The sequence below is a fragment of the Altibacter lentus genome (assembly GCF_000746845.1).
Lineage (GTDB): Bacteria > Bacteroidota > Bacteroidia > Flavobacteriales > Flavobacteriaceae > Altibacter > Altibacter lentus.
Map to the genome: position 1 here is coordinate 296,176 of NZ_KN050846.1, position 16,836 is coordinate 313,011.

13 protein-coding genes are annotated in these 16,836 nt (G+C 43.4%); 11 read left to right on the top strand and 2 right to left on the bottom strand.

Annotation, left to right across the window (positions count from 1 at the left end; translation table 11 throughout):
- Positions 1 to 95 precede the first annotated feature (95 nt).
- A complete protein-coding gene (locus tag JS40_RS01545) occupies positions 96 to 1,304 on the bottom strand; it encodes an aminotransferase class I/II-fold pyridoxal phosphate-dependent enzyme (protein ID WP_034257843.1) in 1,209 nt (402 codons plus the stop codon).
- Positions 1,305 to 1,464: 160 nt separating this feature from the next.
- On the opposite strand from JS40_RS01545, the gene JS40_RS01550 reads away from it, so the two are divergent.
- Both JS40_RS01550 and lpdA read left to right on the top strand, forming a co-directional pair.
- Entirely contained in the window at positions 1,465 to 1,926 is a 462-nt protein-coding gene (locus JS40_RS01550) for an Lrp/AsnC family transcriptional regulator (protein WP_034261908.1), read from the top strand.
- A 151-nt stretch (positions 1,927 to 2,077) separates the two neighbouring features.
- The gene (gene lpdA / locus JS40_RS01555; RefSeq protein ID WP_034257844.1) at positions 2,078 to 3,478 is read left to right on the top strand and encodes a dihydrolipoyl dehydrogenase; all 1,401 of its coding nucleotides are present in this window, start codon (positions 2,078 to 2,080) and stop codon (positions 3,476 to 3,478) included.
- Between the two features lie 93 nt (positions 3,479 to 3,571).
- Here the strand turns inward: lpdA and JS40_RS01560 are convergent, their stop codons facing one another.
- Positions 3,572 to 4,753, bottom strand: a complete 1,182-nt coding sequence (locus JS40_RS01560) for a hypothetical protein (protein WP_034257845.1) — start codon at positions 4,751 to 4,753, stop codon at positions 3,572 to 3,574.
- 212 nt (positions 4,754 to 4,965) lie between these two features.
- Here JS40_RS01560 and JS40_RS01565 point away from each other — a divergent pair, with 212 nt between their 5' ends.
- From JS40_RS01565 to pgi, 9 genes are all read left to right on the top strand, one after another.
- On the top strand, positions 4,966 to 5,508 hold the full coding sequence (locus JS40_RS01565; protein WP_034257846.1) for an NADPH-dependent FMN reductase: 543 nt from the start codon (positions 4,966 to 4,968) through the stop codon (positions 5,506 to 5,508).
- Positions 5,508 to 6,803 carry an aminodeoxychorismate synthase component I gene (gene pabB / locus JS40_RS01570; RefSeq protein WP_034257847.1) on the top strand — a complete coding sequence of 432 codons (1,296 nt, stop codon included), beginning with the start codon at positions 5,508 to 5,510 and terminating at the stop codon, positions 6,801 to 6,803. Before JS40_RS01565 ends, pabB begins: the two co-directional genes overlap by 1 nt.
- Entirely contained in the window at positions 6,758 to 8,137 is a 1,380-nt protein-coding gene (gene tilS / locus JS40_RS01575) for a tRNA lysidine(34) synthetase TilS (protein WP_316932502.1), read from the top strand. Before pabB ends, tilS begins: the two co-directional genes overlap by 46 nt.
- A 7-nt stretch (positions 8,138 to 8,144) precedes the next feature.
- Entirely contained in the window at positions 8,145 to 10,136 is a 1,992-nt protein-coding gene (locus JS40_RS01580; protein ID WP_034257848.1) for a protein-disulfide reductase DsbD family protein, read from the top strand.
- 3 nt (positions 10,137 to 10,139) lie between these two features.
- The gene (locus JS40_RS01585; protein WP_034257849.1) at positions 10,140 to 11,987 is read left to right on the top strand and encodes a CocE/NonD family hydrolase; all 1,848 of its coding nucleotides are present in this window, start codon (positions 10,140 to 10,142) and stop codon (positions 11,985 to 11,987) included.
- 323 nt (positions 11,988 to 12,310) lie between these two features.
- Positions 12,311 to 13,297, top strand: a complete 987-nt coding sequence (gene pfkA / locus JS40_RS01590; RefSeq protein WP_034257850.1) for a 6-phosphofructokinase — start codon at positions 12,311 to 12,313, stop codon at positions 13,295 to 13,297.
- A 63-nt stretch (positions 13,298 to 13,360) separates the two neighbouring features.
- Complete coding sequence (gap, locus tag JS40_RS01595; protein WP_034257851.1) at positions 13,361 to 14,359, top strand: type I glyceraldehyde-3-phosphate dehydrogenase; 999 nt, start codon at positions 13,361 to 13,363, stop codon at positions 14,357 to 14,359.
- A gap of 2 nt (positions 14,360 to 14,361) precedes the next feature.
- Positions 14,362 to 15,240: an N-acetylglucosamine kinase gene (locus JS40_RS01600; RefSeq protein WP_034257852.1), complete on the top strand. Its 879-nt coding sequence runs from the start codon at positions 14,362 to 14,364 to the stop codon at positions 15,238 to 15,240.
- A gap of 14 nt (positions 15,241 to 15,254) precedes the next feature.
- Positions 15,255 to 16,823 (top strand): glucose-6-phosphate isomerase, encoded by a 1,569-nt coding sequence (pgi, locus tag JS40_RS01605; RefSeq protein WP_034257853.1) that lies wholly within the window; start codon positions 15,255 to 15,257, stop codon positions 16,821 to 16,823.
- The last annotated feature ends 13 nt before the right edge of the window (positions 16,824 to 16,836 follow it).

The window sequence follows — 16,836 nt, forward strand, 5'->3', positions numbered from 1 at the left end:
TCGTTGAAATGAAATGTAATGTTACGATTTTGCTGAATGCTATGCAAATATCAAATAACAGTCCTAAAATGCGTTCAATATGTGCTCCTTTTGTCTTATCGATCCTGAAGGATTCCAAGATCTACCATGCAATCACGCATCATTTGATAGGTACGCGCTATGTCGTTGTCCAATCCAATGGAAAAACGTATCAACCCGTCGGTAAGCCCCATCGCTGCCTGTTCCTCTTCAGGGATCTCTGAAGATGTCGAGGTGCCGGGAGCACTAAATAGTGTTTTATAAAAGCCCAGACTTACGGCGAGATACCCTAAATTTCGTTCCTGCATAAGTTCCATGAGTTGATTGGCCTTGTCCAAACTTCCAACATCTATGGTTAGCATGCCGCCATATCCATATTCTTTGTTCATCATTTTCTTGAACAACTCATGTCCGGGATGGGAGGTTAGTCCGGGATACACCGTCTTTATGCCATCTGCTTCAAACTTTTCGGCCAGATATAAGGCGTTATGACTGTGTTGTTTTATTCTAATATGAAGAGTACGAAGGTTCTTCAAAATGGAAGCTGCCCGCAAGCTGTCCATTGACGCACCCAAAAGCATGCTGGCACCGTCATTAACATTGCGAAGCGTATCGATCAATTCCTGGCTTCCGCATACCACACCACCCATAGTGTCACTGCTGCCGTTTATGAACTTGGTCAAACTGTGTAAAACAACATCTGCTCCTAGTTTTTTTGGCGAGATCGTTAAAGGAGAGAAGGTGTTATCCACTAGTAACGGAATGTTGTGCTTCTTGGCGATCCCTGCCAGACCTTCCAGATCGGCTATTTCCAATAAGGGATTGCTTACAGACTCGCAATAAATGATCTTGGTCTTGCTCGTTATCGCCGCTTCAACCATTTCTAGTTTGGTGATATCGACAAATGAAGTCTTTATACCAAGCCGTGGCGTGAAATTCTTTAAAAAAGCATAGGTGCCGCCGTAGATTGTCCTGCTCGAAACAATATGGTCGTCCTGTTCACAGAACTGCAGGATGGTAGGTGCAATGGCTCCCATACCACTGGCCGCTACATTGGCTGTCTCTGTACCTTCCATGGCTGCTAGCGCTTCGCCAAGATATAGATTGGAAGGCGTAGTATGCCGTGAATATAAATAACAGCCTTCGGCATTTCCTTCGAAGGTATCGAACATGGTTTTAGCCGATAGGAACGTATAGGTAGAGGAATCGGATATGGACGGATTTACACCGCCAAATTCTCCAAAATATTGAAGATCTTGTATCTTGTCTGCTGGTTTAAATGCCATAGTTTTCAGAATAAAATATATTTCAAATGTACTAGTAAGTAGATTTAAAGTCAATAAAAGTCCATGAAAACAGTTAATAAATCTTAAAATATAAGTTTAGACAGAAAATATTTCTAAAATAGCTGTGTTTTGCATATTTTGCTGAAAATTTTTCAGCATGATACCTTTAGATTCTACCGATAAAGCATTACTATCCTACCTGCAGCACAATTCAAAACAGACCAATAAGGAACTTTCCAATAAACTGAATCTTTCGGTCACTGCGGTATACGAACGGATTAAAAAACTGGAGCGGGAAGGGGTGATTCAAAAATATATAGCTTTGGTGGAACCGGAAAAAGTAGATCTGGAGTTGCTGGTATTCTGTCAGATAAAATTAACACAACACTCAAGGGAATATCTTACCAAATTCGAATCTGAAGTTACCCAGCTCACCGAAGTACTGGAGTGTTTTCACGTTAGTGGAGAGTACGACTATCTGCTAAAGGTGCTGGTCAAGGATATGGAGCACTTTAGAATGTTCATGGTTTCAAAATTAACCACCTTACAACATATTGGTAGTACGCAAAGTTCGTTTTCAATCAATAAAGTAAAGAACACAACCGTTCTAACCCTTAGCTGATTTCCGATTATCTTACTTCCTTCCGAAGAAGAAAAAGGAAAGCTAATTTTGAGCATGGAACCGTCTTGTTCAACCATAAAACATTTGTACTTTTGCAACTGCAAACACCGAAGCTCTTGCCTTGGTGAATCGTTAATCTAAAATTTACTTTATGAGCACCTATGATGTTGCAATAATCGGTTCCGGCCCCGGGGGGTATGTCGCTGCTATACGTTGCGCCCAACTGGGAATGAAGACCGCACTCATCGAAAAATATAATACACTTGGGGGTACGTGTTTAAATGTGGGATGTATTCCAAGTAAGGCACTGCTGGATTCGTCACATCATTATGAGGATGCGCTGAAGCATTTTGAAGCGCATGGGATCGAGATCCCGGGAGAGATCAAGCTCAATTTTAAGAAAATGATCGAGCGAAAACAATCGGTTGTGGATCAAACTACAAAAGGCATCGAATTCTTGATGAACAAGAATAAAGTAGATGTTTTTACAGGAACCGGCTCATTTAAGGACGCTACACATATCGAGATCGATGGCGAGAAGAAAGAAACCATCGAAGCCAAGAATACCATTATTGCTACAGGAAGTAAACCGGCAAGCTTGCCTTTCATTAAAATAGATAAAGAACGTATCATTACCTCAACCGAAGCTTTAGAACTCACCGAAATACCCAAGCATCTCATTGTGATTGGGGGCGGTGTGATAGGATTGGAGTTAGGTCAGGTCTATCGCAGACTTGGAGCTGAGGTATCGGTCGTTGAATACATGGATAGGATCATCCCTACAATGGATAGTGCACAAAGTAAGGAACTTACCAAGGTGATGAAGAAACAAGGTGTGAAATTCTACGTTTCACATAAGGTTTCTGCCGTATCTCGAAAGAAGAATGAGGTCACGGTTACCGCAACCGACAAGAAAGATAAGGAAGTAAGTTTTACAGGAGATTACTGTCTGGTTTCAGTAGGGCGCCGTCCGTTTACCGACGGTCTTAAAGCTGAAAACGCAGGAGTAAAGATCAATGAACGCGGAATGGTAGAAGTGAATGAACACCTACAGACCAATGTGAAGAATATTTATGCAATAGGCGATGTGGTTCGCGGAGCGATGTTAGCACATAAAGCTGAAGAAGAAGGTGTATTTGTTGCTGAAATCATTGCGGGGCAGAAGCCACATATCGATTACAACCTAATTCCCGGAGTTGTCTATACCTGGCCTGAAGTTGCATCGGTAGGTAAGACGGAAGAACAACTTGCCGAAGCCGGTGTGGCATATAAGGTAGGACAGTTCCCAATGCGAGCTTTGGGTCGCTCACGCGCCAGTGGTGATACCGATGGTTTTGTGAAGATCCTTGCGCATAAAGAAACCGATGAAGTACTGGGTGTACACATGGTTGGAGCCCGTGTCGCCGATTTGATCTCAGAGGCGGTTGCTGCTATGGAATTTCGTGCAAGTGCAGAGGATATTGCCCGTATGAGCCATGCGCACCCAACGTATGCAGAAGCGGTAAAAGAAGCAGCTTTAGCCGCTACCGAAGACAGAGCCCTTCACGTATAATTATATTAAAAGTCAATTCAATAAAAAACCATCTGCTTTTGCAGATGGTTTTTGTTTTTCATCAATCGTATTGCGGGGTGATCGATGAACACATTATTTTAACACATTAACTCTCCAACTTCTCGCAGCAGGATCAACAGAGGTAGAGCGTATATTAAAAACTCTTACAGTAACCGTATTTGCAGCGCTTACAAAACCGTTCCATGAAAGACCAGTTTCGATGGCGCCATTGGGTGCTATCATGCAAACATCTCCAACGGAAGCACCTGGCACAGTAATCGTTAGGTCGGAAGAGTTTCCTGCAGCAATTACCGGAAAGTTTAAAGAAGCTGAATTAGATAAACCTTTAAAGATCGTTTGACGTACTGTTGAAGGGGTAAAGTATAAATTGTTCCCATCGAATTCCATTGCTCCTGCTTCCGGAGCAGATAAGTTGGCACCCGGAGTAAATTTCAAGGGAGCCGAACCTGCAGCAGTGCTTCCAGCACGGATGTGTACAGAGGCCGTGGGATTTGGTTCACTAATACCAACATTACCTGTACTTCGAACAATGATTCGTTCTCTTTGGGACACAGATCCGTCTGGCGTTGTGCTAATCACAAATTTAGAAGGAACACTACCCGGAGTAGGAGTTCCATCCATATAAAATCGAAACCCTCCGTTCTCCCTTACACCGGTCCCATCATGAGTTTTAATCACGAGGGCTCCAATTTCTTGATCGGTCGCTAAAGCTGTAGGAGTATCGATGGTACCACCAGTGTTATAGAGTATAAAGTTTGGCGGATTTGTATTGGCACTGGTTATTTGAAAATCATTATCACCTGGTCCTCTAAATTCGAATCGTTCAACAGGGTCACTCGTTCCGAATCCAATTCGTCCATCATCGGTTATAACCATATCGGTGCCTGTTAATTTGGCTCGAGTAGCATAAATCAACTTATCTCCGGAATCATTCTGACCGGGTTTCCATTCTTCCGATCCTACAGAAATCCATTTAGATAAGGGGTTATCCCAATAGTAAAAGCCTTTGTCGTTTGTACCTACTGCGGTTGTCAAAAAGACCATCATTCCATCTTGTGCCTCACCAGGCTCAATATCGGGAAAAGAGGTAATTCTAGGAATTAATATGCCATCCAAGTTTGTGGGAGCGGAAGGATTTGATGCGGAAATGTCCAGAATACTTTTAGGACTCGTATTTCCAATGCCAACTTGTGCGATTGCGGGGGCAAAAGCAACTAATAACAGTGCAATAATTGCATAAGTAGTTTTCTTCATAAGTAATGATAATTTGGGGTTATCGTGGAGCAATATTAGAACGGAAATTGTTTGTTGCCAAACATAAACGGTTGTATTTCAAAAGAATTCGATAACATGTAATCAAAAATCGATGAAGCGCATTCTATTTGTAAGAAATAACCTCATTTTTTGCATTTATTTGTAGGAAAAGACCTTGATTTGGTTTCTATTAATTTGAATATCTTTGAACAATGAAAAAGATTTTGGCCTTTGCAGGCAGCAACAGCAGTACTTCTATAAACCATGAATTGGTTCTTTTTGCGGCTTCTCAAATAGCCGATCACCAAGTGAAAGTGATCCGTCTCACCGATTACAATTTGGCCTTGTTTAGTGAAGATATCGAAAAACAAGACGGTTATTCCGTGGAGTTGACCTTGCTGAAGAATGAGATCCGTGAAGCCGACGCGCTACTGATCTCGGTGAATGAACACAACGGAATGGTTTCTGCCTTTTTTAAGAATGTAACCGACTGGTTGTCTCGTCTGGATCGAAAGTTTTTAGATGGGAAGAAGGTGCTCCTTATGAGTACTTCTAATGGGAAACGAGGCGCTGCTTCGGCCATGGCATATACCAAAGATACGCTTCCGCGTTTTGGTGCAGAGATCGTTGAAAGCTTCTCTTTTCCATCCTTTTCTGAAAATTTTTCAGTAACCGATAAAAAGATCACAAATGAGACCTTATATCTTGGATTCATCGATGTCCTTCAAAATTTCTTACATCAAATCGACTCGTAATGCGTAGTGAAAAAAAGATCACTTTTACGCTGGACGAAAATGCAAAGCAGCGCATTTTGCAATGGGCACAGCAGTATGAGGAGGTGGTCTGGTTGGATTCTAATCAATACGAACAGATGGATTCACACTATGAGGCCGTGCTGGCAGTAGACGGTCTTACTTCGCTGGTTACCGATGCTGCCGGGGCTTTTAACGACCTGGAGGAATACCTTTCCAATCGTGATTGGTGGTTCGGATATCTGGGGTATGATCTAAAGAACGACCTTGAAGCACTTTCGTCCCAGAATCATGATGCACTGGAATTTCCGGACCTTTATTTCTTTCAGCCTAAAAAAGTCTTTCTTTTTTCTGAAACGGAAGTCACACTACAGTATCTACCTCTTGTAGCAGACGAAATGGACCGGGATTGGCAAGAGATCCTAGTTACAATTATTTCCGAAGCAACAGACAACCAAGAGAACAGTCCGCTAAAAATACAGTTGCGCACTTCTAAGGATGCCTATTTTGAAAAAGTAGCGCAGTTGATGCGTCATATTGAACGCGGCGATATTTACGAAGCCAATTTTTGTCAGGAGTTCTTTTCTGAAGGGACAGCCATCGATCCCCTTAGAACATACCATCATTTGAATACGATCTCGAATCCCCCTTTCGCCGGATACCTGAAACTGGGTTATCATTATATCCTGTCGGCCTCACCGGAGCGTTATGTGAAGAAGCGAGGAAATCACGTGATGTCACAACCCATAAAAGGGACCGCGAAACGAGTCCCGGATGTCGCAGAAGACCACAGGATTCGGATGGAGCTGTTGCATGATCCCAAAGAACGAAGCGAGAATATAATGATCACAGACCTTGTACGCAATGACCTCTCTCGTATCGCTAAAAAAGGAAGTGTGCGAGTGGATGAACTCTGTACGGTCTATACTTTTCAACAAGTGCATCAATTGATATCGACCATCTCCTGTGAAGTGGATGACGACCTATCGGCTGTTGCTATTCTAAAGAATACGTTTCCCATGGGAAGCATGACGGGAGCTCCTAAGATTTCGGCCATGAAGATCATCGAACAATTGGAAGATTCCAGGCGCGGTGTATACAGCGGCGCTCTGGGTTATTTTGCACCCAACGGTGATTTCGATTTCAATGTCGTAATTAGAAGCATTTTGTATAACGCTCAAAAAAAATATGTTAGCTTTTCTGTGGGCGGTGCCATTACTGCTCAATCTCGTATCGAGAACGAATATGAGGAGTGTCTTTTAAAAGCGAAAGCCATGCGCGAAGTATTGGAATGTTAAGCACTATAGATGTACCTTTGAACATGCTCGAGACCTTACAAGATCATATTGCCAAGAACTTTTCTTTCTTACATGGAAAGAAGTTATTGATAGCCTGTAGTGGCGGTTTGGATAGTGTGGTCCTTGCTCGTGCTATGCACCTGCTTACTTTTGAAATAGGACTGGCACATTGTAACTTCTCGCTGCGCGCCGCAGAAAGTGACGAGGACGAAGCTTTTGTGATCGATCTCGCCGAAAGGCTTTCGGTGCCGGTCTATACGGAAACCTTCGATACAAAGGCGTATGCGACAGCCTCTAAGCTATCTACTCAAATGGCAGCCCGCGAATTGCGGTATCGCTGGTTTGGAGAATTGTTGAAGGATTTTCAATACGATTATATTTTAACAGCACATCACGCCGACGACGATCTGGAAACCTTCTTTATCAATCTCACTCGAGGCACGGGATTGCGAGGTTTAACGGGCATCCCTGCGCAAAACGACAGTATTGTACGACCGTTGCTTCCCTTTACCCGAAAAGAGATCATAGACTTTGCTAAGCAACAGAAGTGGTATTGGCGGGAAGACAGCAGCAACCTCAAGACCGAGTATCAACGAAACAAATTACGTCTGGAGGTACTGCCTAAGTACAAAGACCTTGCTCCACAAGTGCTTCAGAATTTTAAAAAAACCCGGGAACACTTACAATCAAGCCGTGATCTTATCGAAGATTATATGGCACTTATTTACAATTTGGCCATTTCGGAAATTGAGGGGGGTTATAAGATCGATATTATTAAACTGGAAGAGTTGCCTCATACCGAAGCGCTGCTTTATGAGTTATTGGCACCTTTTGGATTTACCTCCTGGGAAGATATTTCGGACCTTATTACGGCACAATCCGGAAAGCAAATTTTTTCAGTATCCCACCGTTTGCTAAAAGACAGAGACGTGTTCTTGCTTACCGAGATCCCTTCGGAAGAAAGAAATATTGACTTTTTTATTTCAGAAAATGAAAAAAAAATCAATTATCCCCAAAGTCTTCAGTTTAAATCTACCAAGAAGATAGGGAATACGACTCCTAGTACGATTTATGTAGATAAGGATAAAATATCGTATCCTTTACAACTTCGAAAATGGCGAAAGGGTGATATTTTTCAACCCATTGGCATGCAAGGAAAAAAGAAATTGAGTAAGTTTTTTAAAGATGAAAAGTTATCTTTGGTGGCGAAAGAAAACATTTGGCTGTTGTGTAGTGAAGATCGAATTATTTGGGTCGTTGGGATGCGAATGGACGATAGATTTAAAGCAACAGATAAAACAGAACACATTCTAGAAATTACAACAACTCCCTAAATACAGTATGAAAAAGTTTAGTGCACTCCTCATTTTCTTTGGTTTATTTTTTTCTCCCATGCTTGCTCAAGAGATCCTCGACCCCGTTTCATGGAAAGTAACCGTGGAGCAGGAAAAGGACAATGTGTATAATATAATAATGACTGCAAACATCGACCAAGGTTGGCATCTTTACAGTCAGGAAGAAGCAGACGTGGAGCTTGGACCCATCCCAACAGAGTTTGCTTTTAACGCTACTGCTGAAACGTTTGAGCTTATTGGGAAGACACAGGAGCCGGAAGTGGATCCTATATGGGATCCTGTCTTTGAAGCAGATATTGTTTTTTTTGAAAAGAAAGCGGTTTTTATCCAACCCATTCGTGTAATAAATCCTGAGGATCTCTCCATTGAAGTAGAGATCTACTACTCGGTGTGTGATGATGAAAAATGCTTACCACCCGATACTAAAAATTTCAAGCTGGGGTTGAATGATGCATCGGCTACAGCAACGTCTGCAGAACTCACAGAAGCCGATCTCGAAAAAACAGCTGCCCTGTCCATAGACCTAAAGGGCAAAGAACGATTTGAACCGGACGATGAAAGCGAGGAAAAAGGTTTTCTCACCATTTTTCTTCTAGGATTTGTTGGAGGTTTAATTGCCTTACTTACGCCTTGTGTGTTCCCCATGATACCCTTGACGGTATCCTTTTTTACCAAAAGTGCGAAGAACAGACAGAATGGTTTGGCCAATGCGATCCTGTACGGTTTGTTTATATTTTTGATCTATGTGCTCTTAAGTCTTCCGTTCCATCTGTTGGATTCGCTGGATCCGGAGATACTGAACAACATTTCTACCAATGTGACGCTTAATGTGATCTTCTTTATCATTTTTATGGTATTCGCGTTTTCCTTCTTCGGATTTTACGAGATCACCTTACCAAGTTCATGGAGTTCAAGAATGGACAGCAAAGCGACCAGTATAGGTGGCTTTATTGGGATCTTTTTTATGGCTCTTACATTGGCGATCGTTTCTTTCTCATGTACCGGACCTATATTGGGTTCCCTCTTAGGTGGTTCTCTTACCAGTGACGGTGGCGCCATGCAACTTAGCTTCGGAATGGGTGGATTTGGTCTGGCGCTCGCACTGCCGTTCGCACTCTTTGCCATGTTTCCTAACTGGTTGAACAATCTTCCGAAAAGCGGAGGCTGGTTGAACACGGTAAAAGTAGTCCTTGGATTTATTGAACTGGGACTTGCGTTTAAATTCCTTTCCAACGCCGATCTTGTAGAGCACTGGGGATTATTGAAGCGCGAGATCTTTATCGGGATCTGGATCCTGTGTGCTTTGGGAATGGCTTTGTATCTGTTTGGCGTGATTCGTTTTCCACACGATGGACCTAAGAAAAAAAGACCTCCAGTAGGTAATATATTGGTTGGCGTTGTAAGCTTTGCTTTTATGTTGTATCTGGTGCCGGGTCTCACCAATTCCAGTTATGCGAACTTAAAATTGTTAAGTGGGTTTCCACCGCCATTGTTCTACAGTCTGTACGATAAAGAAACCGAAGCACCCTTGGGCTTAGAGGCCTATAAGGACTTTGAAGCCGGCGTAGCAGCGGCAAAAGCATCAGGGAAACCTATCATGATCGATTTTACGGGCTGGGCATGTGTAAATTGTAGAAAGATGGAAGAGCAGGTGTGGAGCAGGGATGATATTTTTGATGTTATCAATAACGAATACGTACTTATTTCGCTCTATGTGGATGACAGGAAAGAACTGGAAGAGGACGAAAAATTCAATTACCTGAAACCCAAAGGTGGTGTGAAGTCCATTAAAACGGTGGGAGATAAATGGGCTACCTTCCAGACACTGAACTTTCAGAACAATTCGCAACCCTATTATGTCTTGATGGATGCTGATTTTAACCTTCTGAACAAGCCAGCCGCATATACGCCCGACGCCGATGAATACTTGTATTGGCTGAAAGAAGGATTAAAGAACTTTTCTGAAGCAAAAAAATAAATCATGAAGAAACGCAGCCTTTTAATCGTTATTGCCATTCTTTTAGGAACGTTTGCCATTGCGCAAGAAGATACGTTTGTAAAGGATAATTACACCAAAACCGAAACCTACATCACAATGCGGGACGGTGTGAAGTTGTTTACCGTGATCTATGCCCCAAAGGATACATCGAATTCGTACCCCATTTTGTTTCAACGAACACCGTATAGTTGTCAACCCTATGGGGAAGATCAGTTTCGTTCTAAGATCGGTCCCAATGAGTTTCTAATGAAGGAGAAGAACATTATTGTATATCAGGATGTTCGCGGTCGCTGGAATAGTGAAGGTGTGTATGACAATATGCGTGCCTATATCCCCAACAAGACAGGAAATCAGGTGGATGAGGCCAGCGATACGTACGACAGTATTGATTGGTTAGTGAAGAATGTTGCCAATAACAACGGGCGAGTGGGTACCTGGGGGATTTCCTATCCGGGTTTCTACGCTACCTACTCATTGCTGGATGCACATCCGGCGTTAAAGGCATCTTCACCCCAGGCGTGTATAGGAGACTTCTTTTTTGACGATTTTCACCACAACGGAGCATATTTGCTAAGCTATTGGCGTGCCACTGCCGTTTTTGGATATGAGAAGATCCAGCCTACCACCGAAGCTTGGTATTCTTTTCCCGAACTGGGGACTGAAGACCAGTATCAATTCTTTCTGGACATTGGACCCTTATCCAACCTAGATCAATACTACAAAGAAGATAACGTGTTTTGGCAGCAATTGAAAGAGCATCCCAATTATGATGAATTTTGGCGTTCTCGCGGGATCATTCAGCATTTAAAGAATATAAAACCGGCCGTAATGGTTGTAGGCGGTTTGTTTGACGCCGAAGATCTGTACGGACCTTTTGAAACCTATGAAACCATAGAAGAAACCAGCGATACGTATAACACGCTGGTGTTTGGCCCCTGGAGTCATGGCGACTGGGCCCGACTCAATGTGCGGCAGGCGATTGGTAATGTGTATTTTGGGGATAACCTGTCCAGAGATTACCAGCGAGATGTAGAAACAAAATTCTTCAATCACTTTTTAAAAGGAGCTGGTGACGGGAACACAGGGCTGCCTGAAGCGTATATGTTCGATTCCGGATCGCGTGAATGGAACAGTTATTCTGAATGGCCACCGAAAAACACTTCAAAAAAAACCTATTGGCTTCAGAAGGGGCAACGTCTCAATCCTTTTGCTGAAAAAAGCTTCACCTTCGAAGAATTTGTAAGTGACCCAAAGAAACCGGTGCCTTATTCCGAAGATATCAAGATGGTATTCACCCCCCGAAAGTACATGACGGACGATCAACGTTTCGCAGCACGACGCCCCGATGTTCTAGTCTTTGAAACTCCTGTGTTAACAGAGGATATCACACTGGCCGGCGACATTCTTGCTAGATTGCAGGTGGCCACAACAGGGACGGATGCCGATTGGATCGTGAAGGTGGTAGATGTATATCCACCGGACGCACCCGATTATGAAGAAACGCAGGATTATCTAAAGATGAGCAATTACCACATGATGGTTCGCAGTGAAGTGATGCGAGGTCGTTTCAGAAATGATTTCAGCAATCCCGAACCCTTTGTTCCCGACACAAAAACTCCGGTAACGATCAAACTACAGGATGTACACCACACGTTTAAAAAAGGTCATAAGATTCAAGTGCAAGTTCAAAGCACCTGGTTCCCTTTGATCGATCTCAATCCGCAAACGTACGTTCCCAATATCTTTGAAGCAAAGGAAAGTGATTTTCAGAAACAAACTCACAAGGTCTTTAATGACTCGTCTATAGAGTTTACAATTCTTCAAAAATAATTAGAAAGGATAGGGTATAAAAAAAGCGTCCCGGTCTTCACCTGGACGCTATAACAAACCTAACTTAGTAAATTTTAAAAGCGTTTAAGCAACTTCTAAAAAGCGCATCGAAAAAATTTTCTATCCCCACAAAAAATATTCCGATACCTATTCACTAATTCAATACCAAAGATAAATTTCATAAGTACGCAAGTCCATACGTACAAACACGTATTTTTTTACCAAAATGAAAGATTCTTGTCGTTAGCATAAAGCCCGCAATACTGTGATAAAAATGACTCAAGTCATTGTGCTCTTTAAAATTAAATCATAGTTTTACCGTAATGAATACCGAAATAAAAAAAGTTGCTGTTTTAACCAGTGGTGGTGACTCGCCGGGCATGAATGCTGCCATCCGTGCAGTGGTACGTGCGTGCGCCTATCATCAATTGGAATGTGTGGGCGTTTATCGTGGTCTTCAGGGGCTCATAGAAGGTGATTTTAAGCAATTGGACGCCCGTTCTGTAAAGAATCTCATCAACAGAGGCGGCACCTTTTTAAAATCGGCCCGTTCCAAAGAATTTCGAACGAAGGAAGGTCGGCAAAAAGCCTACGATGCCCTAAGGAAAGAAAAGGTAGATGCCTTGGTCGTAATTGGTGGCGATGGCACTTTTGCCGGAGCGATCGTCTTTAATGAGGAACACAACTTTCCGGTGGTAGGATTACCGGGAACCATTGACAATGATATCAATGGAACCGATTTTACCATTGGTTATGATACTGCTTTAAACACAGTAGTGGAGGCCATCGACAAGATACGGGACACCGCTAATTCCCACAACCGGTTGTTCTTGGTAGAGGTCATGGGGCGCGATGCAGGAGATATCGCTTTAAACGCCGGAATTGGCGCAGGAGCCGAAGAGATCCTTATCCCGGAGCAGAATTTGGGTCGAGAACGGCTTGTCTCTTCTTTAAAACGAAGTAAGAAATCCGGGAAGACTTCAAGCATCGTGGTGGTGGCTGAAGGTGACCAGATAGGAAAGAATATTTTTGAACTCGCAAAATACATCGAAGACCATTTGCAGGAATACGAAGTACGGGTCACCGTATTAGGTCACATACAACGGGGCGGAGCACCCAGTTGTTATGACAGGGTCTTGGCAAGCAGACTGGGGGTTGGTGCTATTGATGCTTTGCTTCGCGGGGAACGAGATGTCATGATTGGGCTGGTGCATAATAAAGTAGTGTCTGTTCCTTTTACAGAAGCGATAAAAGGAACCAATGTCATTGACGAAGAACTAATACGTGTAGCAGATATCACTTCGATCTAATCTGAGCACATGAATATAATAATGAAGGTTGTACTTGACAACGAGATAAACAGGATTGAATAGATGAGTATAAAAATTGGAATTAACGGTTTTGGACGTATTGGAAGAATTGCATTTAGGATTGCGGCACAAAATCCCGCATTGGAGGTAGTGGCGGTAAACGACCTGCTGGACGTAGAACATCTGGCCTATCTTTTAAAATACGATTCGGTACATGGAAAATATTCGGGAACGGTAGAAGTTAAGAACGGCAATCTCTTGGTAGATGGACGAACAATTCGTGTATCTTCCGAAAAGGATCCTTCAAATTTAAAGTGGGATGCCGTAGGAGCACAGATCATTTTGGATTGCACAGGAATCTTTAAAGAGGTCGAAGCAGCTTCAGGTCATCTAAAAGCAGGTGCAAAGAAGGTCGTGATCTCGGCACCCTCTAAAACAGCTCCCATGTTTGTTATGGGAGTGAATCATTCCGAAGTAAAAGCTTCAGACGCTATCGTTTCGAATGCTTCCTGCACCACCAATTGCTTGGCTCCAATGGCCAAGATCCTACACGAGAAGCTGGGTATTGTAGAGGCGCTAATGACCACCGTCCATTCGGTTACGGCATCCCAGTCTACCGTAGACCAACCCTCACGAAAGAACTATCGTTTAGGACGCAGTGCGCTTAGCAATATCATCCCTACCACAACCGGAGCAGCCGTAGCGGTGACCAAGGTGATACCCGAACTAAAAGGGAAATTGACCGGGATGGCGTTTCGTGTCCCAACGACAGACGTTTCGGTGGTCGATCTTACCGTACGCACGGAGAAACCTGCTACTTTCGACGAGATCAAAGCTATTTTTAAAGAAGCGGCATCAGGATCGTATAAAGGCATTGTGCAGTATATTGATTCCCCCGTCGTTTCACAAGATTTTGTGAGTGATCCTCATACCTGTAATTTTGACGCCGAAGCCGGCATTGCCCTTAATGATAATTTCTTTAAGTTAGTGGCTTGGTACGATAATGAGTATGCATATTCTGCCAAACTTATCGACTTGGCAGTACACGTGGCAACCCTTTAATTATGATTCTATTTACCGATGGCGGTTCGACCAAATGCGACTGGATCTTGATGGATCACAGCGGTGACGTGCTGCTTAAGACCCAGACACCCGGGTTGAATCCGGCGGTGGTGCCACAAGAAGAGATCGAAAGACGCATCCTCTCGAACAATGCCTTGCAAAGTGTGGTAGAAAAGGTGACCATCCTTGATTTCTATGGGGCCGGTTGCAGCACAAAAACACCGGTCGCCATGTTGCAGGCCACCTTAAGCCGGATCTTTACGCAGGCTACCATATCGGTTCAAGAAGATATGGTTGCAGCGGTTCACGCTGTCACCACCACTCCGGGTATTGTGTGTATCCTGGGAACAGGTTCAAACAGCTGTTATTTTGACGGAACAACCTTACGTACGGTGGCGCCTTCCTTGGGCTATTCGGTGATGGATGAGGCCAGTGGCAACTATTTTGGCAAACAATTGCTTCGGGATTATTTTTATGGGCGGATGCCTGCCGAGACAGCATCAGAATTTGCCGCCAGGTTCGATCTGGAACCCGATACCATCAAGCTGAACTTATACAAACGCACAAATGCGAATGCGTATCTTGCTTCTTTTGCTGAATTTATTTTTACTTCGGAAGCGATAAACGATTATTTTTACCAACTGATTCGGAAAGGGGTCGATGAGTTCATAGCTTGCAGGGTGCTTCCGTTTTCCGAAGCAAAGAAGGTGCCGATACATTTTATGGGCTCCATTGCTCATTTTTCAGAAAAGATCCTACGCGACAGCTGTAAGGAACATGGATTACAGTTGGGAAAGGTCTTACAACGACCCATTGACGGATTGATAGATTATTACAGGACCCATAGGATCCAAAACGGAAATACAACAAAAAAACACTAAACAGAATAAACCACATGTCATTACCCGCCATAGATCCTACCACCACGGAAGCCTGGAAAAAGCTTACCCACCATTTTGAGGAGCTGCGGGACATCACCATCCCGGATATGTTTGCAAAGGAGCCAGGTCGTGCCGAACGTATGGGATTAAGCTGGGAATCCATGTATGTTGACATTTCAAAGAACAGGATCACCGAAAAAACACGTTCACTCCTGTATGAGCTGGCTATGGAAGTTCAACTCCCGGAAGCAATTAGCGCACAGTTTGCAGGAAATCCTATCAATGAGACCGAGAAAAGAGCAGTGCTACATACCGCATTGCGTGATTTTGAAAATCTGAACCCGGATGTTGAAGAAACACTGCAGCAAATGAAGCAGTTTTCGGAAGCAGTGATAAGCGGGGAGTGGAAGGGATTTTCAGGAAAGCCCATTACCGATATAGTGAATATTGGTATAGGAGGAAGTACGTTAGGTCCGGAAATGGTGACCGAGGCCCTGAAGTTCTACAAGAACCATTTGAAGGTGCATTTTATCTCAAATGTAGATGGAGACCACGTCGCAGAGACGTTACAGCAGTTAGATCGTGAGACGACGCTGTTTATTGTGGTTTCAAAAAGTTTTACAACCCATGAAACCCTTGTCAACGCGCATACAGCAAGGCGATGGTTCTTGGAAAAAGCGCCCGCTGAGACTATTGAGAAACATTTCGTAGCGGTCTCCACAAATTTGGAAGCCGTGGAAGCTTTTGGTATTGCTAAAGAAAATACCTTTCCTTTATGGGATTGGGTAGGCGGACGTTTTTCAGTGTGGAGTGCTGTGGGCTTATCCGTATGTTGCTCTATTGGGTACACCCATTTTAAAGCGTTGCTGCAAGGAGCTCATGAAATGGATGTCCACTTTAAAGAAACAGAATTCGCGAAGAACATTCCCGTGACACTTGCGTTGCTGTCTGTATGGTACAATAATTTTTTTGGTACCGAGACCGAGGCCGTCATACCTTACTCCCAGTACCTAACCAAATTAGTACCTTATTTACAACAAGCCGTGATGGAAAGCAACGGAAAGAGTGTGGATAGGAACGGAGATCCCGTTTCCTACCAGACCGGGACCATTGTGTGGGGAACTACCGGAACCAATGCACAGCACGCATTCTTTCAACTCTTGCATCAGGGGACAAAAATGATCCCTGTGGATTTAATTCTATTTTCAGAATCGCTGCACGGAAATAACGAACACCAAAGTATATTACTGGCGAATTGTTTGGCCCAATCTGAAGCGTTAATGCAAGGAACTCTGGGGACTACTGTCGAAAATTCGTTCAAAAAATTTGAAGGCAATAAACCTAGCACCACGCTTTTACTGGAAAAACTCACACCAAATAACTTAGGAAGGCTTATGGCGCTCTATGAACACAAGTTGTTTGTACAGGGAATACTGTGGAATATCTTCAGTTATGATCAATGGGGGGTTGAATTGGGTAAAAAACTGGCACATAACACATTGAGTGCGGTGCAAACCAGAGACGACTCTTCTATTGACAATACGGCAACCTTGCAATTGCTGCAACGTATTCGTAAGCACTAATTATTTTCCTTTT